General features: G+C 68.9%; 17 protein-coding genes and 1 pseudogene. 14 read left to right on the top strand and 4 right to left on the bottom strand.

The annotated features are described in order from the left end of the window. Positions 1-86: 86 nt before the first annotated feature. Positions 87-2,318: pseudogene (locus AB4Y64_RS16840) on the top strand (Hpt domain-containing protein); the annotation flags it as partial. A gap of 784 nt (positions 2,319-3,102) precedes the next feature. On the opposite strand, the gene AB4Y64_RS16835 reads toward AB4Y64_RS16840, so the two are convergent. Beyond that, on the bottom strand, positions 3,103-3,735 hold the full coding sequence (locus AB4Y64_RS16835) for a pentapeptide repeat-containing protein (RefSeq protein ID WP_441817650.1): 633 nt from the start codon (positions 3,733-3,735) through the stop codon (positions 3,103-3,105). 176 nt (positions 3,736-3,911) lie between these two features. Here AB4Y64_RS16835 and AB4Y64_RS16830 point away from each other — a divergent pair, with 176 nt between their 5' ends. The 4 genes from AB4Y64_RS16830 to AB4Y64_RS16815 are packed head-to-tail and all read left to right on the top strand — an operon-like array spanning position 3,912 to position 9,495. Continuing rightward, a complete protein-coding gene (locus AB4Y64_RS16830; protein ID WP_441817649.1) occupies positions 3,912-6,287 on the top strand; it encodes a response regulator in 2,376 nt (791 codons plus the stop codon). Continuing rightward, on the top strand, positions 6,280-7,869 hold the full coding sequence (locus AB4Y64_RS16825; protein WP_441817621.1) for a chemotaxis protein CheB: 1,590 nt from the start codon (positions 6,280-6,282) through the stop codon (positions 7,867-7,869). The genes AB4Y64_RS16830 and AB4Y64_RS16825 overlap by 8 nt, the downstream gene beginning before the upstream one ends. A gap of 22 nt (positions 7,870-7,891) precedes the next feature. Continuing rightward, on the top strand, positions 7,892-8,413 hold the full coding sequence (locus AB4Y64_RS16820; protein WP_441817620.1) for a chemotaxis protein CheW: 522 nt from the start codon (positions 7,892-7,894) through the stop codon (positions 8,411-8,413). Further along, positions 8,410-9,495: an acyltransferase family protein gene (locus AB4Y64_RS16815; protein WP_441817619.1), complete on the top strand. Its 1,086-nt coding sequence runs from the start codon at positions 8,410-8,412 to the stop codon at positions 9,493-9,495. Before AB4Y64_RS16820 ends, AB4Y64_RS16815 begins: the two co-directional genes overlap by 4 nt. A gap of 47 nt (positions 9,496-9,542) precedes the next feature. On the opposite strand, the gene AB4Y64_RS16810 is transcribed toward AB4Y64_RS16815, so the two are convergent. Then, complete coding sequence (locus AB4Y64_RS16810; RefSeq protein ID WP_441817618.1) at positions 9,543-10,280, bottom strand: 16S rRNA (uracil(1498)-N(3))-methyltransferase; 738 nt, start codon at positions 10,278-10,280, stop codon at positions 9,543-9,545. Continuing rightward, on the bottom strand, positions 10,271-11,704 hold the full coding sequence (bioA, locus tag AB4Y64_RS16805) for an adenosylmethionine--8-amino-7-oxononanoate transaminase (RefSeq protein WP_441817617.1): 1,434 nt from the start codon (positions 11,702-11,704) through the stop codon (positions 10,271-10,273). Before bioA ends, AB4Y64_RS16810 begins: the two co-directional genes overlap by 10 nt. Positions 11,705-11,772: 68 nt before the next feature. On the opposite strand from bioA, the gene nudE reads away from it, so the two are divergent. The 4 genes from nudE (at position 11,773) to AB4Y64_RS16785 (ending at position 14,431) form a co-directional block, all read left to right on the top strand. After that, positions 11,773-12,324 (top strand): ADP compounds hydrolase NudE, encoded by a 552-nt coding sequence (nudE, locus tag AB4Y64_RS16800; protein ID WP_441817616.1) that lies wholly within the window; start codon positions 11,773-11,775, stop codon positions 12,322-12,324. After that, positions 12,321-13,142, top strand: a complete 822-nt coding sequence (gene cysQ / locus AB4Y64_RS16795) for a 3'(2'),5'-bisphosphate nucleotidase CysQ (protein WP_441817615.1) — start codon at positions 12,321-12,323, stop codon at positions 13,140-13,142. Before nudE ends, cysQ begins: the two co-directional genes overlap by 4 nt. Next, the gene (gene mazG / locus AB4Y64_RS16790) at positions 13,139-14,017 is read left to right on the top strand and encodes a nucleoside triphosphate pyrophosphohydrolase (protein ID WP_441817614.1); all 879 of its coding nucleotides are present in this window, start codon (positions 13,139-13,141) and stop codon (positions 14,015-14,017) included. Before cysQ ends, mazG begins: the two co-directional genes overlap by 4 nt. 111 nt (positions 14,018-14,128) lie before the next feature. Further along, a complete protein-coding gene (locus tag AB4Y64_RS16785) occupies positions 14,129-14,431 on the top strand; it encodes an Mpo1-like protein (protein ID WP_441817613.1) in 303 nt (100 codons plus the stop codon). Positions 14,432-14,443: 12 nt separating this feature from the next. Here the strand turns inward: AB4Y64_RS16785 and AB4Y64_RS16780 are convergent, their stop codons facing one another. Next, on the bottom strand, positions 14,444-14,785 hold the full coding sequence (locus tag AB4Y64_RS16780) for a DMT family protein (protein ID WP_441817612.1): 342 nt from the start codon (positions 14,783-14,785) through the stop codon (positions 14,444-14,446). Between the two features lie 109 nt (positions 14,786-14,894). Between AB4Y64_RS16780 and AB4Y64_RS16775 the strand changes: the two genes are divergently transcribed. The 5 genes from AB4Y64_RS16775 (at position 14,895) to AB4Y64_RS16755 (ending at position 20,559) form a co-directional block, all read left to right on the top strand. Further along, complete coding sequence (locus AB4Y64_RS16775) at positions 14,895-15,611, top strand: response regulator transcription factor (RefSeq protein WP_158733290.1); 717 nt, start codon at positions 14,895-14,897, stop codon at positions 15,609-15,611. 12 nt (positions 15,612-15,623) lie between these two features. Continuing rightward, on the top strand, positions 15,624-16,895 hold the full coding sequence (locus tag AB4Y64_RS16770) for a sensor histidine kinase (RefSeq protein ID WP_441817611.1): 1,272 nt from the start codon (positions 15,624-15,626) through the stop codon (positions 16,893-16,895). A 129-nt stretch (positions 16,896-17,024) separates the two neighbouring features. Next, entirely contained in the window at positions 17,025-18,605 is a 1,581-nt protein-coding gene (locus AB4Y64_RS16765; RefSeq protein ID WP_441817610.1) for an efflux RND transporter periplasmic adaptor subunit, read from the top strand. Further along, positions 18,602-19,321, top strand: a complete 720-nt coding sequence (locus tag AB4Y64_RS16760) for an ABC transporter ATP-binding protein (RefSeq protein ID WP_441817609.1) — start codon at positions 18,602-18,604, stop codon at positions 19,319-19,321. The genes AB4Y64_RS16765 and AB4Y64_RS16760 overlap by 4 nt, the downstream gene beginning before the upstream one ends. Further along, on the top strand, positions 19,318-20,559 hold the full coding sequence (locus AB4Y64_RS16755) for an ABC transporter permease (RefSeq protein WP_441817608.1): 1,242 nt from the start codon (positions 19,318-19,320) through the stop codon (positions 20,557-20,559). The genes AB4Y64_RS16760 and AB4Y64_RS16755 overlap by 4 nt, the downstream gene beginning before the upstream one ends. Positions 20,560-20,598 lie beyond the last annotated feature (39 nt).

The raw sequence follows: 20,598 nt of genomic DNA, 5'->3' as shown, positions 1-20,598 counted from the left end.
AACAGGTTCAAATACGGCCGCCGGGACATGCCCGTCATGGGCATGCGCCACGGCACGCGCCGGGTCATCCCTGCGTGGGGTGAGCGATGACGGTGATGCGCGAAGCAATCGATACGACCACGCTGGGCTGGATCAAGCCGGAGCTTGACGAGACCCTGCGCCTGGCGCAGCAGGAAATCGAGGCCTATGCCGAGGATCCTGCCGACACCAGCCGCATGCGCCACTGCGCCGACCAGCTGCACCAGGTGCACGGCACCCTGCGCATGGTCGAGCTGTACGCACCGGCGATGGTCGCCGAGGAAATGGAGCGCCTGGCGCTGGCGTTGCAGCAGGGCAAGGTCGCCGACCGCGACGAGGCCTGTGCGGCGCTGATGCGCGGCGTGGTCCTGCTGCCAGACTACCTGGAGCGCCTGCAGGGCGGTCACCGCGATATCCCGATCGTGCTGCTGCCGCTGCTCAACGAACTGCGCGCCACGCGCGGCGAGGCGGGCCTCAACGAGAGCGTGCTGTTCGCGCCGGACCTGGACCGTCCGTTGCCGTCGAACCTGGTGTCGTCACCGGCCCAGCGCAGCACGCCTTCGCACAACACCTCCGGCCATCTGGCCGCATTGCGCGATGCCCTGGCCACCTGGCCGGAAGAGGGCAGCCCCGCGCATCCCGACAAGCTGGCAGGCGCCGTTGACGGCCTGCTCGCCGAAGTGGTGCTGGAGCCGGTCCGGCGCATGCTCTGGGTGGCCTCCTCGGTCGCCGGTGCACTGCGCGACGGCGCCCTGCCGGCCACGCGCGCGCTGCGCCAGGCCTTCGGTGGCGTCGAGCGCGAAGCGCGCCTGATGCTGGCCGACGACGGTTTCGCCGCGCCGCGCAGCGAGCCGGCCGCCGAACCGACCCGCCAGTTGCTCTACCACGTCGCCCACAGCGATGGCCGCCACCCGGCACTGGACGACCTGCGCCATACCTTCGAACTCGACTCGCACCTGCCGAGCGAGTCCGAACTCGAGCATGCACGCGGCAGCCTCAGCGGCCGCAATCGCGCGCTGCTCGACACCGTTGCCGCGGCGATCAAGGAAGACCTGCTGCGGGTCAAGGACGCCCTCGACCTGCACCTGCGCACCGGCCAGACCGATGTCGCCACCCTGCTGCCGCAGGTGGAAGCACTGACCCGCGTCAGCGACACGCTCGGCATGATGGGCCTGGGCGTTGCCCGCACCGTCGTGCTGCAGCAGCGCGACGCGATGCACGAGATCGTCAGCGGACGCCGTCCGGCCGATGAGGGCGCGCTGCTCGATGTCGCCGGCGCACTGCTCTACGTCGACGCTTCGCTGGACGACCAGGTCTCGCGCCTGGGCCTGCCCGACGAACAGGCCGACGACGACCTGCTTGCCGGTGAGGCGCGCAAGGTCCTCGACGTCGTGGTTCGCGAGGCCATCGCCAACTTCGGCGATGCCCGCCAGGCGTTCGTCGCCTTCGTCGAAACCAACTGGGACCACGCCGAGCTGGCCGAAGTGCCGCGCGTGCTGGACGAAGTCGGCGGCGCGCTGCGCATGCTGGAGCTCGTGCAGCCGGCCGACTACCTGACCGGCGTCAAGCGCTACACCGAGGTCGAGCTGATCGGCCGCAAGCGCGTGCCCAATGGCCAGCAGCTCGACACCCTGGCCGATGCACTGGCCAGCCTGGAGTACTACCTCGAGGCACTGCGCGAGCAGCGCCCGAACCGCAACAACATCCTCGACATCACCCGCCAGAGCCTGGAATCGCTGCGCTACTGGCCGCTGCCGGAATTCGACATCGCCGCGACGATGGCGCCCAGTTCGCCGATCACGCGCGAAGAGCTGGCCAACGTTCCGGACTTCGAACTGTCCGACACGATCACCCTGGGCACGGTCGCGATGCCGGCTTCGGCCGAGCCTGCCAAGGTCGCCGAGGTTGCCGCAGCGGCTGCACCGGCGCCGGTCGTGGTGCACGCCCCGATCGCGACCACGCCGCAGGCGATCGCCGCCGGTGGCTTCGAGCACAGCGACGACATCGACGACGAGATCCGCGAGGTGTTCCTCGAGGAGCTCGACGAAGAGATCCGCCATCTGGGCGACCTGCTGCCGGTCTGGCACGGCGCGCCGGAAGACAGCGAGCGGCTGCGTCCAATCCGCCGCGTGTTCCACACCCTCAAGGGCAGTGGCCGCCTGGTGGGCGCCAAGACCCTGGGCGAGTTCAGCTGGAAGATCGAGAACCTGCTCAACCGCGTTCTCGACGGCACCCGTCCTGCCAGCCCGGCGGTCATGGGCCTGGTGGGGCATGCCTACACCGCGCTGCCGCAGCTGCACGCGGCGCTGCGCAACGAAGGCACGATCACGGCCGACCTGGCCGGCATGGAAGCCCATGCCGACCGCCTGGCCGAAGGCGACGAAAGCCTGTACACGCCGGCCGCGGCCGGTGCTGCGGCGGTGGTTGCCGACGAGCCGGTGGTGGCCGAAGAGCTGACGCTGGAAGCCGTCAGCCTCGACGTGCTCGCCGAAGAACCCGAAGTCGAGGTCGTCGAGGTCGTCGAGGCCGTCGAGGCCGTCGAAGTCGAGATGGCGATCGAAGAGCTGGCTCCGGTGGTCGCCATCGAGCCGGGCACGCCCGCCTCGGTCGACGCGGTGCTGCTGGAGATCCTCGATGCCGAGGTCAGCGGCCACCTGGTGACGATCGAACAGTGGCTGGCCGAAGCCAACCACGGTCCGCGCCTGGTCGACGACGGCCTGCAGCGCTCGTTCCATACGCTCAACGGCGCGTTCGCGATGACCGAAGTGCCGGTCATCACCGAGATCACCGGTCCGACCGAAATCTACGTCAAGCGCCTGCTTGCCTCGGCCACGCCGGCCAGCGGTGAAGGCGTGGCGGCGATGGCCGATGTTGCCGACGCGATCCGCCGCACCCTCGCCACGCTGAAGACGCCGGCGCCGCGCGTGCCTGCATTCGAAGGCCTGGCCGCGCGCATGCGCGCCCTGCGCGACAGCCTGCCGGACGCACGCCAGTCGATGCCGGTCAACATCGAGCCGGTCGACACTGACATCGCCATGGACGATGGCGACGAGATCCAGCTGACGTCGTTCGACCTGAGCGAGTTCACCGACCTGGCGTCCGACGTCGGTCCGGATTTCCTCGCCGAGCCGTCGCAGGCCGCGCGCGTGGAAGCCGAACTGGCCGAGGCGCGCCGCATCGAAGCCGAACGCCTTGCGATCGAAGAGGCCAATGTCGGCCAGATCGACGTCGAGCGCGTGCCGGCCGAACGTTTTGGCCTGGAGCAGAACGAAGCCGAGCGCCAGGCCATGGCGCAGCTCGAGCAGGAAGCGCGTCTCGAGGCCGAGCGCCTCGAAGCCGAACGCCTCGAAGCCGAACGCCTCGAAGCCGAACGCCTCGAAGCCGAACGCCTCGAAGCCGAGCGTCTCGAAGCCGAGCGTCTCGAAGCCGAACGCCTCGAAGCCGAGCGCCTCGAAGCCGAGCGTCTCGAAGCGGAGCGCCTCGAAGCCGAGCGCCTCGAAGCGGAGCGTCTCGAAGCCGAACGCCTCGAGGCAGAACGCCTCGAAGCAGAGCGTCTCGAAGCAGAACGCCTCGAAGCCGAGCGTCTCGAAGCCGAGCGCCTGGCAGACGAAGAGCGCGAGTACGCCCGCCTCGAAACCGAATACGCCGAAGCCGAACGTGTCGCCCGCGAACAGCAGGCGGCAGCGATCGAGGCCGCGTCGATTGGCCTGGCCGCATTCGCCGATGCGGGTGCGCCGGGCGCCAACGAATCCGACGGTGGCGAAGACGAACCGGCTGGCCACGAGCCGCAGGCCGAAGTCGCGCACGCCGATGCCGCCAGCGACGAACAGGAACCGGCCGTTGCCGCACTGATCGCGCATGCACTGGCCGGCAGCGACGACCCCGACGAAGCGTTGGACCTGAGCGGACTGGATCCGGAACTGGTCGACATCTTCGTCGAGGAAGCCAGCGACCTGCTCGACCATTCCGACGGCCTGCTGGCGCAACTGCGCCAGGCGCCGGGCGATCGCGAGCCGGTGGTGGGCCTGCAGCGCGACCTGCATACCATCAAGGGTGGCGCGCGCATGGCCGGCATCATGGCCGTGGGCGAACTCGGCCACGCCATGGAATCGCTCCTGGAAGCGGTCGCCGAACAGCGCTGCGAGCTCGGACGCGATGGCGTGCCGCTGCTCGAGCACGGTTTCGACCGCCTCCATGCCATGGTCACCCGCGTTGGCGAACGCCGCGCGATCGCCATGCCGGACGAACTCATCGCGCAGTTCGACGCACGCGCCCGCGGCCAGTCGTACGTTCCCGCGACGCCGGTCGAACCGGCCAAGCCGGCCGCGACCACCGTCACGGCGGAACCGCCGCAGCACGTCGAACTCAAGCCGCTGTCTGCACCGATCAGCGATGCCCCGGCGGGCGACGAAGACGACATCGGTGTTCGCGCGCCGCAGGAGCAGGTGCGCATCCGCGCCGACCTGCTCGACCGTCTCGTCAACTACGCCGGTGAGGTCGCGATCTACCGCGCCCGACTGGAACAGCAGCTCGGTGCCTTCCGCGGCGCCATCGCGGAAATGGCAGCGACCAACACGCGTATGCGCGACCAGCTGCGCCGCCTGGAAATCGAAACCGAAGCGCAGATCGTCGCCCGCTACCAGCGCGAAGGCGATCTGGCCGAGCAGGCGTTCGATCCGCTCGAGCTCGACCGCTTCTCCAACCTGCAGCAGCTGTCGCGTGCACTGGCCGAGTCGGCCGCTGACCAGACCAGCCTGCAGACCACGCTCGACGACCTGACCCGCCAGTACGAAACCCTGCTGCTGCAGCAGTCGCGCGTGAGCTCGGAACTGCAGGAAGGCCTCATGCGCACGCGCATGGTGCCGTTCGACGGCCTGCTGCCGCGTCTGCGCCGCGTCGTCCGCCAGGCCTCGGGCGAACTGGGCAAGCATGTCCAGCTCAAGCTCGACGGCACCCAGGGCGAACTCGACCGCAACGTGCTCGAGCGCATGACCGCGCCGCTGGAACACATGCTGCGCAACGCGGTCGCGCATGGCCTGGAAACGCCGGACAAGCGCCGCAAGGCGCACAAGCCGGAAGAAGGCACGATCCGCATCGCGGTCCGCCGCGAAGGTTCGGAAGTGGTGCTGGAAGTCGGCGACGACGGTGCCGGTCTCGACCGCGCCGCGATCCGCCGCCGTGGCGAAGAGCGCGGCCTGGTGCCCGCTGGCGCGACGCTGTCCGATGCCGCCCTCGATGCACTGATCCTGGAACCGGGCTTCTCCACTGCAGATGCGGTGAGCCGCCTGTCCGGTCGCGGCGTCGGCATGGACGTGGTCGCCAGCGAAGTGCGCCAGCTCGGCGGCACGCTCGACATCCATTCGGTCCCGGGCAAGGGTGTCAACTTCACCCTGCGCCTGCCGCAGACGCTCGCGGTCACCCAGGCCGTGTTCGTCCGCATCGGCGAGACCACCTTCGCCGTGCCGATCGCCTCGGTCCGCGGTGTCGGCCGCATCGCCCGCGACCGCCTCGACATGGCCGATGCGACCTACCGCTACGGCGGCGAGGACTACTCGGTCCATGATCTGGGCGCGCTGGTCGGCCACGGCACCGCCAAGGCCGAAGGCCACCTGCAGATGCCGCTGCTGCTGATCCGCTCCGGCGATCTGCGTGCCGCGGTCTGCGTCGACCAGGTCGTCGGCAACCGCGAAATCGTGGTGAAGGCGGTCGGTCCGCAGGTCGCTTCGGTGCCGGGTATCTTCGGCGCGACCATCATGGGTGACGGCCGCGTGGTCGTGATCCTCGACGTCGCCCCGCTGGTGCGCCGCCAGATGCTGCTGCCGCGCGACCACGTGCCGGTCGTTGCCGCACCGGTCGAACAGCGCCGCGTGCCGCTGGTGATGGTGGTCGACGACTCGGTGACGATGCGCAAGGTCACCGGCCGCGTGCTGGAACGCCACAACTTCGAGGTCCTCACCGCGAAGGATGGCATCGACGCACTCGAACGCATGACCGACCGCGTGCCGGACCTGATGCTGCTCGACATCGAAATGCCGCGCATGGACGGTTATGAGCTGGCCACCGCGATGAAGGGCGATTCGCGCCTGCGCGGCGTGCCGATCGTCATGATCACTTCGCGTACCGGCGACAAGCATCGCCAGCGCGCGTTTGAAATCGGCGTGGAGCGTTACCTCGGCAAGCCGTACCAGGAGCCGGAACTGATCCGCAACGTCTACGAACTGCTCGGCATCAATGCGCCGGGCGCGGGGGCATCGCGCAATCATGAGTGAGTCTTCGCGTCGCGCGGTGCTGCTGGCGCGACCGGGCGCGGCGTGTGAACGCCTGCGCTCGGCGCTCTCCGACGCCGGTGCCGAACTGGTGCTGGAGGCCGACCCGACCACGCTCGATCCGTCCGCGCTCGGCCTGGCCGCGCCGCAGGTGATCGTGGTGGCGCTGGACGCGGCCACCGAGGATGCGATCGAACGTTTCGACCCGGTGCTGGGCGATCCTGCGGTCGAAGTCATCTATGAGGAGGCGGCGCTTGCCGCCAGCCGCGAAGGCTGGGACCTGGCGCGCTGGACGCGGCACCTGGCCGCGAAGCTGCAGGGTCATGGCAACGTGTTGCCGCCGGGCCACGAGCCGGAAGGCGACGGTGAGGAGTTCGGCGCCGGCACGGCCGTGCCCGAAGCCGCGACCGCCATTGCCGAAGCACCGCTCGCGCTTGCACCGGAACCGGTCGCACCGGAACCGGTCGCAGCGGTGCCTGAGCCCGAGATGGCGCCGGCCCCGGTCGCAGTCGAGACGATGCACCTGAGCCCGTTCGACCCGGTCGCCGCGGAGCTTCACTTCGAAGCGCCCATGGCGGTCACCGCCACGCCGGCGCTGCTGGACGAGCAGGCACTGGACGCGATCGACATGCCGCTGCTCGACGAGCCGGGCATGGTGTCGACCGACGACGATGCGCTGGTGATCGAGCCGTTCGAATCCAGCTTCGACTACGAAATTTCGCCGGCCCAGGCGCCGGTCGCCGTCGAACTGCTCGACGACCTGCAACTGCTCGATACCGTACAACCGGTAGCCATGCCGCAACACGCAACGCCGGCCGAACCGGTGCTGCTGTTCGAGGCAAGCCGCTCGCTCGACATCGCCAGTGACGACAGCGCGCCGATCACCACGCCTGCGGCCCCGGCCGCTGCCGCGCCGTCGGCTCCGGACTGGTCGTTCGCCGACGAGAACTCCGGCGCCGCCGCCAGCACCGAAAGCCGCGCCGCCAACAACCGTTTCCAGCGCGACCTGGGCGACCTCGAGACCCGCATCTCCGCACTGGAGCTGGTCGAAGACCGCACCACCGTGCACAGCAACGGCGCCGTCCTGGTGCTCGCCGGCATTGGCGGTCCCGACGCGGTGCGCCAGCTCCTGGGCGCGCTGCCGGACACGTTCCCGCGCCCGGTGCTGGTGCAGCAGCGCCTCGATGGTGGCCGCTACGACCGGCTGGTCGCGCAGATGCAGCGCGCCACGCCGTTGCAGGTTCGCCTGGCCGAACCGGGCCTGCTGGCGATGGCCGGTTCGATCTACATCCTGCCCGCCGAGATCGGCATCTCCGTCAACGAGCACGGCATCCGTTTCACCGAAGGCGAGGGCGACGTGATCGCCTCGCTGCCGTCGGCCGATTCGGCGGTGTTGCTGCTCAGCGGCAGCGACCCGGCCCGTGTCGACGCAGCCATGAACCACTCCTGGGCGGGCGCACTCGTGGCCGGCCAGGCGACCGACGGTTGCTATGACGCGGCCGCATCCACCGCATTGATCGCGCGCGGCGGCGTCGCCGGGCAGCCGGTCGAACTGGCCGAACGTCTGATCGCACGTTGGCGTTGAGCCGGCAGACAGGACCTTACAGATGCCGCATCGAAACCATTCCAATCATTCCGGCGGCAAGCACGCCGCCTCGGTTCCGGTTGTCGAAAACGACATCCGGGGCGTGTTGATCCAGGTTGCCGGCGGCCGCCTGCTGCTGCCCAACGCGACCATCGCCGAAGTGCTGTCGTACGCCGAGCCCGAACCGCTGGCCGACGTGCCGGACTGGCTGCTGGGCCGCATGCGCTGGCGCGGCTGGCAGCTGCCGCTGGTGGCATTCGCACGACTGGCCGGCCTGGCCGACGAACGCGGTGGCCTGGGCAGCAAGGTGGTGGTGCTGCGTGCGCTCGGTGGCAACCCGCGTGCGCCGTACTTCGCCATGCTGACCCAGGGCTTCCCGCGCCTGGTCACCGTGTCGCGCGACACCCTGGTGGTGGTGGACGACGCCAACGAGCTGCCCAACGGCGTGCAGGCGCGGGTACTGCTCAACGAGGATGCGGCGTTCCTGCCTGACCTGGAGTCGATCGAGGCCCAGGTCGGCGCGGTGCTGGTGCAGGCGGCTTGACCACAACGACCGTGGCAGCGCCGACGCGCTTTGCCTCGGTGGATGCGCTGCGTGGCATCACCGTTGCGGCGATGCTGCTGGTCAACAACCCCGGCGACTGGGGCCATGTCTACGCGCCACTGGAGCACTCGGCGTGGAACGGCTGCACGCCGACCGACCTGGTCTTCCCGATGTTCCTGTTCATCGTCGGCGTGTCGATCACGCTGGCGTTGATGCCGCGCCTGGAGCGTGGCGACGCGCGCGCCGCACTGACGCGAAGCGTACTGACGCGCGCCGCGCGCATCGTCGGCCTGGGCCTGCTGCTGCATCTGTGCGCGCTGTGGGCTTTCGACCTGGCCCACTACCGCGTGTTTGGCGTGCTGCAGCGGATCGGTCTGTGTTTCGCCGCGGCGGGCATGCTCGCGCTGTACACGCGGCCGCGCACGCAATGGCTGGTGCTCGCCGGCCTGCTGCTGGGCTACGGGGCATTGCTGGCGGCCGGCGGCAGCTACGAACCCTTCGTCAATATCGCCAGCCGCGTCGACCACGCGCTGCTGGGCGTGCACGTGTACCAGATCGATCCGGCCAGCGGCCGCGGTCATGATCCCGAAGGCCTGGTGAGCACGCTGGGCGCGCTGGCGACCACCGTACTGGGCATCCGCGCCGGCGACTGGTTGCGGCGCGGTGATTCGCGCGCGCTGTGGCTGGCCGGTGCAGTCGCCATGGCACTGGGTCTGGCCTGGTCGTGGTGGCAACCGCTCAACAAGAACCTGTGGACGTCGTCCTATGTGCTCTGGACCGGCGGCATCGCCTGCTGGGTGCTGGCGCTGGCGCACCGGTTGGTCGATCGCCAGGGACTTCCCGCACTGGGCAGGGCCTTCGGCGTCAACGCGATCGCCGCCTATGCGGGCTCGGCTTTCATGCTGTACGCGCTGGTCGCTTTCGGCTGGCTTGAGCCGCTGTACCAGCACGCGTTCGCCGCTTGGATGACGCCGCGCTTCGGGCCGTTCGTGCCGTCGCTGGCGTATGCGATCGCGTTCGTCCTGGTGTGGTGGCTGGTCGTGCGCGTGCTCGACGCGCGAAAGATCTACTTCAAGATCTGACCGTCATCCCGAGATTCGTCATCCCCGCGGAGGCGGGGATCCATGCCCTACTGCAGGTCGCCGAACCGCGCCTGCAACGCCGCAACCGCCGCCAGGCCCGCGCTTTCGGTGCGCAGGATGCGCGGGCCCAGCCGCAGCCCCTGGAAGCCTGCTGCGCGCAGCTGCTCGCGATCGAGCGGCGACCAGCCGCCTTCCGGACCGATCGCCAGGTACACCGGCGCGCTGATGTCCGGCGACAGGCCGGTGAATGACAGCTCGCCTTCCGGGTCCAGGATCAGGCGCAGGCCGCCCGCAGGCAGCGCTGCCAGCGTGGCTGCCAGCGTGACCGGCGCGGCGACCGCGGGCACGGCGGCACGGCCGCTCTGCTCGCACGCCGACGACACCACGCTGCGCCAGTGCGCAAGCCGCTTCTCCGCGCGGGCCTCATCGAGTTTCACTTCGCTGCGCTGCGACCACAGCGGATGGAATGCGGCGGCGCCCAGCTCGGTCGCCTTCTGCAGGATCAGGTCCATCTTCTCGCCGCGCGCCACGCCCTGCAGCAGCACCAGCCGCAATGGCGACTCGCGATCGACCTGGCTGGACGCATCGATCGCCACGCGCAGCTCGCGCTTGCCCAGGGCGATGATCCGCGCCGCGTAGTCGTGGCCATCGCCGTTGAACAGCACGCAGGCGTCGCCAACGCCCAGGCGCAGGACCCGGCCGAGATGGGCTGCCGCGCTTTCGGGCAGGACGACTTCGCTGCCGGCCGCCAGCGGCTGGTCGACGTGGACACGTGTCATGCGCATGAAGTGGCCTCGTCGATGGCGGCGCGGGTGGTGTCGGCAAGCAGTTGCAATGCCCGCTCGTCGACGCAGTACGGCGGCATCCAGTACAGCACGTCGCCGAGCGGTCGCAGCAGCACGCCGCGGTCGAGCGCGGCGCGGTAGGCGCGCAGGCCGACACGCGCGGCAGGCTCGAAGGCGGCCCCGCGTTTGCCGCCGGGCGTCAGTTCGAAGGCGACGATCATGCCGGCCTGGCGCACATCGGCGACATGGCGGTGGTCAGCCAGTGGCGCGGCCAGGGCCGTCATCCGCGCCGCGGTGTCGCGGTTGCGGACGATCACCTGGTCGCTGGCGAAAATGTCCAGGCTGGCCAGCGCGGCGGCACAGGCCAGCGGGTTGCCGGTGTAACTGTGCGAATGCAGGAACGCCTTCTCGCGCGAATCGTCGAGGAAGCCGTCGTAGATGGTCTGCGTGGCCAGCACCGCCGCCAGCGGCAGGGCGCCGCCGGTCAGTCCCTTGGACAGGCACAGCAGGTCCGGCTGGACGCCACTTTGCTCGCTGGCGAACAGCGTGCCGGTACGTCCGAAGCCGACCGCGATCTCGTCGCAGATCAGGAACACGCCATGGGCATCGCACAGTTCGCGTACGAGTTTGAGGTACGCCGGGTCGTGCATGCGCATGCCGCCTGCGCATTGCACGCGCGGTTCCAGGATCAGCGCGCAGACCTCTTCACCGTGCTGCTCGAGCACGATGCGCAGGGCATCGGCGGCGCGGCGCGCACGATCGGTCGGGGTCTCGCCTTCCTCGCACAGGTAGGCGTCAGGCGAGGGTGCGAACAACGCTTCGGCCAGCAGCGGCGCATAGACGCGCCGGTACAGCGGGATGTCGCCGACTGCGAGCGCGCCCAGGGTTTCGCCGTGGTAGCCGTTGTCGAGCGCGATGAACTTGGTCCGGCGCTCGACGCCGCGATTGCGGAACCAGTGGAACGCCATCTTCAGCGCGACCTCGACGCCGGCCGAGCCGTTGTCGGCGTAGAACACCTTGCTCAGCGGTTCGCGCCCCGGTTCGCGCGGGGCGATGGTCAGCAATCGCTCGGCCAGCTCGACTGCCGGCGCGTGCGAGCAACCGGCGAGGATGACGTGCTCGAGCGTCATCGCCTGTTGCGCGATGGCGGCGGCGATTCGCGGCTCGGCATGGCCGAACAGGTTGGTCCACCAGCTGCTGATCGCGTCGAGGTAGTGGCGGCCGTCGCGGCCGACCAGCCACGCGCCTTCGCCGCGTGCGATCGGCAGCAGGGGCAGGGTGTGGGGATGCTCGCGCATCTGCGTGCACGGATGCCACAGCACCGCCAGGTCGCGGGCGCGCCAGGCATCGGCATCGCCTGCATGTGCACCTGCCCCGACACCGGCCTCTGCTAGCATCTGGTCATCGTGAGTCTTCTTCTGCATCCCTCCATTATCCCGCCTGGCGGCGCGCGCTGCAGCGCCGCGACCGGGGCCTGCCACGGAACCAGGCCATGAGCCGCCGGCTGCCGACCATCCACAGCGTCACCGAACACGACGCCGGCCCGTACCGGCTGGAACGACTCGACCTGGAGTTCGCCAACGGCGAGCGCCGCCACTACGAGCGCCTGCACGGGCGCGGCCACGGTGCGGTGGTGGTGGTGCCGCTGCTGGACGCCGATACCGTGTTGCTGGTGCGTGAGTACGCCGCAGGCGTGCACCGCTACGAGCTGGGACTGGTCAAGGGCAGGATCGACGCCGGCGAGACGCCCGAGCAGGCCGCCGACCGCGAACTCAAGGAAGAGGCCGGCTACGGCGCGCGCTCGATCACCGTGCTGCGTTCGCTGACCCTCGCCCCGACCTACATGAGCCACCAGGCGCACCTGGTGCTGGCGCGCGACCTGTACCCGGAGCGATTGCCGGGTGACGAGCCCGAGGAGCTGGAAGTGGTCCCCTGGAAGCTCGACGACCTGCACCAGCTGATCCTGCGCGAGGACTTCTCCGAAGGCCGCAGCATCGCCGCCCTTTTCATTGCCCGCGAGTGGCTGAGGACGCACCAGACATGACGCCGAACACGATTCCTGCCGAGGTGCGCGAAGGCGTGATCGCGCTGGCACACGACGCCGCCTCCGCCATCCTGGGCATCTACGACAGCGACTTCGCCGTCGAGCACAAGGACGACAATTCGCCACTGACCGCGGCCGACCTGGCTGCGCACCGCTGCATCGTCGATGGACTGGCGCGGTTGACCCCGGACATCCCGGTGATCTCCGAGGAATGCGCCGACGTGGTGCCTGCGGCGCAGCGCAGGCAGTGGCAGCGGCTGTGGCTGGTCGATCCGCTCGACGGAACGCGCGAGTTCGTCAAGCGCAACGGCGAGTTCACCGTGAACATCGCACTGATCGAAGACGGCGTCGCCGTGTTCGGCGTGGTGCAGGCGCCGGTGACCGGCACGCTCTGGCATGGCGGCGCCACGCTGGGCGCGTTTCGGCGTGAAGGCGGCCATGAGCAGGCCGTGCGCGTACGCGCGCCGGCGACTGCCCCGTTGCGCGTGGCGGCCAGCCGTTCGCACCGCGATTCGCGCACCGAATCGTTCATCGCCCGCATGGGTTCGGCCGAGCCGCTGGGCCTGGGCTCGTCGCTGAAGTTCTGCGCCCTCGCCGAAGGCCGGCTGGATATCTACCCGCGCTTTGGCCCCACCAGCGAGTGGGATACCGCCGCAGGCCAGTGCGTGCTCGAAGGCGCCGGTGGTGCAGTGCTCGACCCGCAGGGCCGCCCGTTCCGCTACAACCAGCGCGAGGCCATCCTCAACGGCGACTTCATCGCCCTGGGCGACACCGCGCTGCCGTGGCGGCAGTGGCTGGGCGAGTGTGCCAGGCCATGACCGCCCCTGCACAACGCGTCTCTGGACAACACGTCTCAGGACAGCACGTCTGTGCACACCAGGCCATCGAGCGCCTGCTCGCCATCATGGCCCGGCTGCGCGACCCGCAGACCGGCTGTCCGTGGGACGTGGAGCAGGACTTCGCCAGCATCGCGCCGTACACGATCGAGGAGGCCTACGAGGTCGCCGACGCGATCGATCGCGGCGATCTGGACGACCTCAAGGACGAACTGGGCGACCTGCTGCTGCAGGTGGTGTTCCACGCGCGCATGGCGCAGGAGCAGGGCGCCTTCGAGTTCGGCGACGTGGTCGCCGCCATCAGCGACAAGATGGTACGGCGCCATCCCCACGTGTTCGCTGATGCCGCCGTCGAGGACTCCGAAGCGCAGACCCTCGCCTGGGAGGAGCACAAGCGCCGCGAGCGCGAGGACAACGGCCATCCGGACACGTCCGCGCTCGCCGGCATCGCCCGCGGCCTGCCCGAGTGGCAGCGTGCGGTGAAGCTGCAGAAGCGCGCCGCGCGGGTCGGCTTCGACTGGCCCGAGGTCACCCCGGTGATCGCCAAGCTGCATGAAGAGATCGAGGAGGTGCGGGCCGAGTTCGCCGCGCTCGACGCCGATCCCGACGATGCCGCCGCGCGCGACCGCCTGGAGGACGAGATCGGCGACGTGCTGTTCGTCTGCGCCAACCTCGCGCGCCATGCCAAGGTCGACGTTGGCGCTGCGTTGCGCCGGGCCAACCACAAGTTCGAGCGTCGCTTCCGGGCGATGGAATCACTGGCGCAGGCCGACGGCTCCGCACTGGAAGGCCAGTCGCTGGAAGCCCAGGACCGCTACTGGGAGCGAGCCAAGGCCGCGGAGAAGTCAGGGGAGTAGGGACGGGCCTGCGCGTCGGCACACGGGCTTTGCCCGGGACGGGCTTGCCGGCGTACGGGAGCCGGTGCACGATCACCGCTGCAGGCCAACGGGGGCCCTGGGAGTCACAACGTGCAGCGCTTCGCCAGCTTCCGCGAGTTCTACCCGTACTACCTCAGCGAGCACAGCCATCGCACCAGCCGGCGTCTGCATTTCGTCGGCAGCTGCGGCGTGCTGGTGCTGCTCGCCCTGGCGATCGTCCAGCGCAATGGCTGGTGGCTGCTGGCCGCGCTGCTGTGTGGCTATGGCTTCGCCTGGGTCGGCCATTTCTTCTTCGAGAAGAACCGCCCGGCGACGTTCCGCCATCCGATCTATTCGTTCGCTGGCGACTGGGTGATGTTCAAGGACATGCTCAGCGGCAGGATCAGGTTCTAGGCCGTACCTGCGTCATTCCAGGAAGATCAGCCAGGCCGCCACCGCGATCAGGGCGAAGCCGGCCCAGTGGTTCCATTTCAGCGGTTCGCCCAGGTACCAGGCCGAGAAGCCGGCGAACACCAGCAGGGTGATCACTTCCTGCATGCCCTTGAGCTGAGGCGCCGAATAGACCGCGCTGCCAATTCGGTTGGCGGGCACCATCAGGCAGTACTCGAAGAAGGCGATGCCCCAGCTGACCAGGATCGCCGCCATCAGGGGAGTCGACTTGTACTTCAGGTGCCCGTACCAGGCAAAGGTCATGAACAGGTTCGAGCCAAGCAGCAGCAGGATGGGGTAAATGCGTTCAACGGGCATGGGGATTGTCGGCCGTAGGGATTGTGTTCAGCTTAAACACCGCGCCTTCACGAAACATGCACACGGTCATCGGCAGCCTTCACAAAGCTGAAGGGTTGGAGGGGTTTGCATGCAGGGTACCGGCACAAGGGACGGCGGTCTGGTCCTGATCGTGGAGGACAACCGCAACATCTCGGAGATGGTCGGCGAATATCTGGAGGGCCGTGGCTTCGAGGTGGACTATGCCAGCGACGGCCTTGATGGCTATCGACTGGCGACCGAAAACAACTATGACGTAGTGGTACTGGATCTGATGTTGCCACGCATGGACGGCGTGGAGTTGTGCAAGAAGCTGCGCGAGGAGGCGCGCAAGTCGACGCCGGTGCTGATGCTGACCGCGCGCGACACGCTCGACGAGAAGCTCACGGGGTTGGGGGCAGGGGCGGACGATTACCTGACCAAGCCATTCGCCATCCAGGAACTGGAAGCACGGTTGCGCGCGTTGATCCGGCGCGAACGTCGCCAGGTGGGTGGTGAAGTGCTCAAGGTCGCCGACCTGGTGCTCGATCCGGCCAGCCTGCGCGTGACCCGCGGTGGCAGCGAACTGCAGCTCTCGCCGATCGGCCTGCGTCTGCTGACGATACTGATGCGCGAATCGCCACGCGTGGTCAGCCGCCAGGAAATCGAGCGCGAGATCTGGGGCAACGGCCTGCCCGATTCGGACACTTTGCGCAGCCATCTCTACAACCTGCGCAAGACCATCGACAAGCCGTTCGACAAGCAACTGCTGCACACGGTGCAGAGTGCCGGCTACCGCGTTGCCGATATCTCGCAGCCACCCGAGTAACCAGCCAGCGCCATGCGGCACGGACTTCCGCGCAGGATCAAGCTTGCGTTCATCACGCAGGCGTTGATCGGCAGCATCGTGATCACGGTGGGCATCCTGCTCGCCGGCGTGATCGTGCGCCAGGAAGTCATCGAGCAGCGCGTGCGACAGGAAGCGCAGGCGTTCTGGAAGGCGTACGCCGCCGACCCCAACCACAGCCTTCCGAGCAGCTCGACGATGTCGGGCTACGTGGTGATCCCCGGCCAGGTCAATCCGAAGCTGCCGGCCGAATTGAACGGCCTGGGCCCGGGCGTGCAGCGCCTGCCCGACAGCCGCAGCCTGGTGTATGTCGACCGCCGCCCGCAGGGAACGCTGTACCTGGTGTTCTCGGCGTGGATGGCCGACCAGTCGGTGCTGATGACCGGGCTGGTCTCGCTGCTGCTCTCACTGATCACCAGCGGTGTGCTGATCTGGCTGACCTACCGGACCTCAAAGCGACTGGTGACGCCGGTGAGCTGGCTCGCCAACCAGGTCGCGCACTGGGACCCGCGCGACCCCGACGCCAGCGCGATCGCGCCGGCGCGGTTGCCCGCCGACGCCAGCGACGAAGTGCGCAAGCTGTCCAAGGCGCTGACCGGGCTGTCGGAGCGGGTCAGCGACTTCGTCCGTCGCGAGCGCAACTTCACCCGCGACGCCAGCCATGAGCTGCGCACGCCGCTGACCGTCATCCGAGTGGCCACCGACCTGATGCTGGCCGACCCGGAAACCAGCCCGCGCGCGCAGCGCTCGCTGGCGCGCGTGCAGCAGGCCGGCCGCGACATGGAGTCGGTGATCGAGGCCTTCCTGATCCTCGCCCGCGAAGCCGACGTGGCGCCGCAAAGCGAGGAGTTCGAGGTGCGCGACATCGTCGCCAGCGAAGTCGAGCGGATCCGGCCGATGCTGGCCGGGCGACCGGTCGAGCTGACCTTCCACGATGAGGGTGGCCCGCGGCTGGTGGCGCCGCCGCACGTGCTGCGGGTGATGGTCGGCAACCTGCTCAGCAACGCCGTGCGCTTCACCGGCAGCGGACACATCGAAGTGCGCGTCATGCCCGACCGGGTGGTAATCCGCGACAGCGGCATCGGCATGTCGCCGGAGATCCTGGCCAAGGCCTTCGACCCGTTCTTCCGTGCCGAGTTTGTCGAAAGCGACGGCAAGGGCATGGGCCTGTCGATCGTGCGCAGGCTCGGCGAGCGCTTCGGCTGGCCGGTCACCCTGGCCAGCGAACCGGGACAGGGCACGACGGCGGTGATCCGGTTCCAGTAAGGCGCGGTGTTGCGTCGATAGGCGGATGGCGCCACCGGGATGACAATGGGCTGAACCATCCGGTCCTCCTGCTGTCAACGCAACGCCACTTCGCGCGTTGGCGCGGGCATAACCTTTGAATCGAGCCACATGAGCGCAGCCCGCAAGTCCCCCCAGTCGTCGAGCCCCGCCCGCAAGTCCAATGTGTGGATCCGCCGCGGCATCGCCGCCGCCATCGTGCTCGCGCTGGCCGGAGGCGGATTCTGGTATTTCCGCCAGCGCGATGCCGAAGCCGCCACTGGCGCGTATCGCACTGCTCCGGTCGAACGCGGCGACATTCGCGTCGCCATTTCCTCGACCGGCACGCTCAGCGCCATTTCGACCGTCACCGTCGGCAGCCAGATTTCCGGCCAGGTGACCGACGTGCTGGTCGACTTCAACGACCCGGTCAAGCGCGGACAGGTCATCGCCCGCATCGACCCCAAGACCTACCAGGCGCAGATCGCGCAGGGCAACGCGCAGATCGCCAATGCCCGCGCCGCACTGTCGCAGGCGCAGGCGGCGCTGGTGAATGCCGAGCTCGACTACCGCCGCAAGGCCGACCTCGGCGCGCGCCAGCTGGTTGCGCGCAGCGACGTCGACCTGGCCCGCGCCGCGCTCGACCAGGCGCGTGCACAGGTCAACGCCGCGCAGGCTTCGATCCAGCAGCAGACCGCATCCACCGAAACGACCCAGGTCAACCTCGACCGCACGGTGATCCGTTCGCCGGTCGACGGCGTCGTGCTGACCCGCAGCATCGAACCGGGCCAGACCGTGGCGGCCAGCCTGCAGGCGCCGGAACTGTTCAAGATCGCCGAGGACCTGGCGAAGATGAAGATCGAACTGGCGGTGGACGAAGCCGACATCGGCCAGGTCCGCACCGGCCAGGGCGTGTCGTTCACCGTCGACGCCTTCCCGGACCGGCAGTTCCGCGGCACCGTCGAACAGGTCCGGTTGTCGGCGACGACCACGAACAATGTTGTCACCTATCCGGTCGTGGTGACGGTCGACAACAGCGACGGCACCTTGTTGCCGGGGCTGACCGTCAATGCAGAGATCGAAGTCAGCCGTCGCGACAATGTGCTGAAGGTCTCCAACGCCGCGCTGCGCTTCAAGCCGGCCGACGATGCGGGCAATGCCACGGCGGCCGCACCGCAGGCCAACCGCCAGGGCGGCGGCAGCGGCGTGATCGATGACCTGACCCGCACCGCAACCACGCTCAACCTGAGTGCCTCGCAGCAGGCGGCATTCGACGCTGCGATCACTGCCGTGCGCGAGCGCCAGGCCGCGCGGCAGGCGCAGGCGGCGCAATCCGGCGGCGGCAATCGCCTGTTTGGTGGCGGCGGCGGTGGTCGCGGCCCCGGCGGCGGTGGACCGGGCGTGGTGGTGACGGGCGGCGCCGGCGGCGCGGGCAACCTGCAGGCGCAGATGCGCCAGCGCATGGCCGACCGCTTCCGCGAGGATTTCGCCGGGTTCCGCGGCAGCCTCGACGATGCGCAGAAGGCCAAGTGGGACGGCGCGCTGGCGGCCCTGCTCAGTGCCAAGCGCGCGCCGCTTTACCGTCTCGCCGGCGGCAAGCCTGAGATGGTGATGGTGCGTATCGGCGCCAGCGACGGCAGCAGCACCGAAGTCTCCGGTGGCGGCCTCAAGCAGGGCGACCTGATCGTGACCGGCGAGCGTGCGCAGCAATGAGCGCGGTCGCCTCCTCACCGGCAGCGCAACCGGCGGTGATCCTCACGCGCGGATTGTGCAAGACCTATTCGGCGCACACCGAGGCAGAAGTGCTGGCCCTGCGTGATGTCGACATGCGCATCGACCGCGGCGAGTTCGTCGCGATCATGGGGCCGTCGGGGTCGGGCAAGTCGACGCTGATGAACCTGATCGGCTGCCTCGACACCCCCACCGCCGGCAGCTACCACTGCGATGGCGTCGACGTGTCGACGCTGGATGCCGAGGACCTGGCGGTCCTGCGCCGCGACAAGATTGGCTTTGTCTTCCAGGGCTTCAACCTGCTCCCGCGGATGAGCGCGCTGGAAAACGTGGCGATGCCGCTGGGCTACGCGCAGGTGCCGCCCCACGAACGGCTCGAGCGCGCCCGTGCCGCGCTGGTATCGGTGGGTCTGGGCGAACGCGTCGGCCATCGTCCCAGTGAGCTGTCCGGTGGCCAGCAGCAACGCGTGGCGATCGCCCGCGCGCTGATCAACCGGCCGCCGATCCTGCTCGCCGACGAACCCACCGGCGCGCTCGACAGCAAGACTGGCGAAGAGATCCTGGCGCTGTTCAAGCGCCTGCGCGACGACAACCACACCGTGGTGCTGATCACCCACGACGCCGAAGTCGCTGCGCACGCCGACCGCATCTACGTGATGCGCGACGGCGAGCTGCATGCGCAGGAGGACGTGGCATGAACTTCTCCGACATCCTGCGCACCGCGATCCATGCGCTGCGTGGCAACTGGATGCGCAGCGCCCTGACGTCGCTGGGCGTGATCATCGGAATAGCAGCTGTCATCGTGATGGTGTCGGTCGGGCAGGGCACCCAGGCCGAGATCGACAAGATGGTGTCGGGGCTGGGCTCGCAGCGCCTGGACATCAGCTCCGGCGCCGCTCGCGGCCCGGGTGGTGGTGGTGCGCGGCAGAGCTCGTCGAGCTTCTTCACCCTCAACGAGGGCGACGTCGAGGCGATCCGCAGCGAGATTCCGGAAGTGCAGTACGTCGCCGGCGCGCTGCGCGGCGGCACCCAGGTCGTGTACGCGGAGAACAATGCCTCGACCAGTTGGCAGGGCGTGCAACCGGACTTCTTCGACATCAACGCCTGGGTCATCGACAACGGCGAAGGTTTCGATGCGCAGGACTACACCAGCGCGGGCAAGGTGGTAATCCTCGGCGAGACGGTGCGACGCACGCTGTTCGGCGACGACCCGGGCGTGGGCCAGACCATTCGCCTGGGGCGCGTGCCGTTCACGGTGGTCGGCACGCTCAAGCCCAAGGGCCAGGGCGGCTTCGGCCAGGACCAGGACGACGTGGTGATGGTGCCGCTGCAGACGGCGCGCCGTCGCCTGATGGGCGCGATGGGCCTGCCGGCCGGTGCGGTCACGCAGATCGCGCTGACGGTGGCCGATGCCAAGGATCTGGGCTACGCGCAGGGCGAAGTGGAAGCGCTGCTGCGCCAGCGCCATCGCATCAAGCCGGGCGAGGATGATGACTTCAATGTGCGCAACATCTCCGAGATCGTCGCCACGCGCACGGCGACGACGCGATTGATGTCGCTGCTGCTCGGTGCGGTGGCGACGATTTCGCTGATCGTCGGCGGCATCGGCATCATGAACATCATGCTGGTGTCGGTGACCGAGCGCATCCGCGAGATTGGCCTGCGCATGGCGGTGGGCGCCGGTCCGTCGGACGTGCGCCGGCAGTTCCTGGCCGAGGCGATGCTGATCTCGCTGATCGGCGGTGCGCTGGGCATCGCCATAGGCGTGGTCGGGGCGTTGCTGGTCGGAAAGTTCGGTTCGCTGCCGGTTGCATTGAACGGCCAGGTGATTGCGCTGGCGGCGAGCTTCTCGATCATGACCGGGTTGTTCTTCGGCTATTACCCGGCGCGCAAGGCATCGCAGCTGGATCCGATCGAGGCGTTGCGGCAGCAGTAGCGCCACGGCAAAAGCGCCCCCCGAAGCGGAGCACCTCCA

Origin of the sequence: Lysobacter sp. TAF61, from assembly GCF_052113485.1 — a bacterium.
Classification (GTDB): domain Bacteria; phylum Pseudomonadota; class Gammaproteobacteria; order Xanthomonadales; family Xanthomonadaceae; genus Lysobacter_J.
The sequence above is the reverse complement of the archived record's forward strand: the minus strand, read 5'-3'. Positions and strand labels throughout refer to the sequence as shown.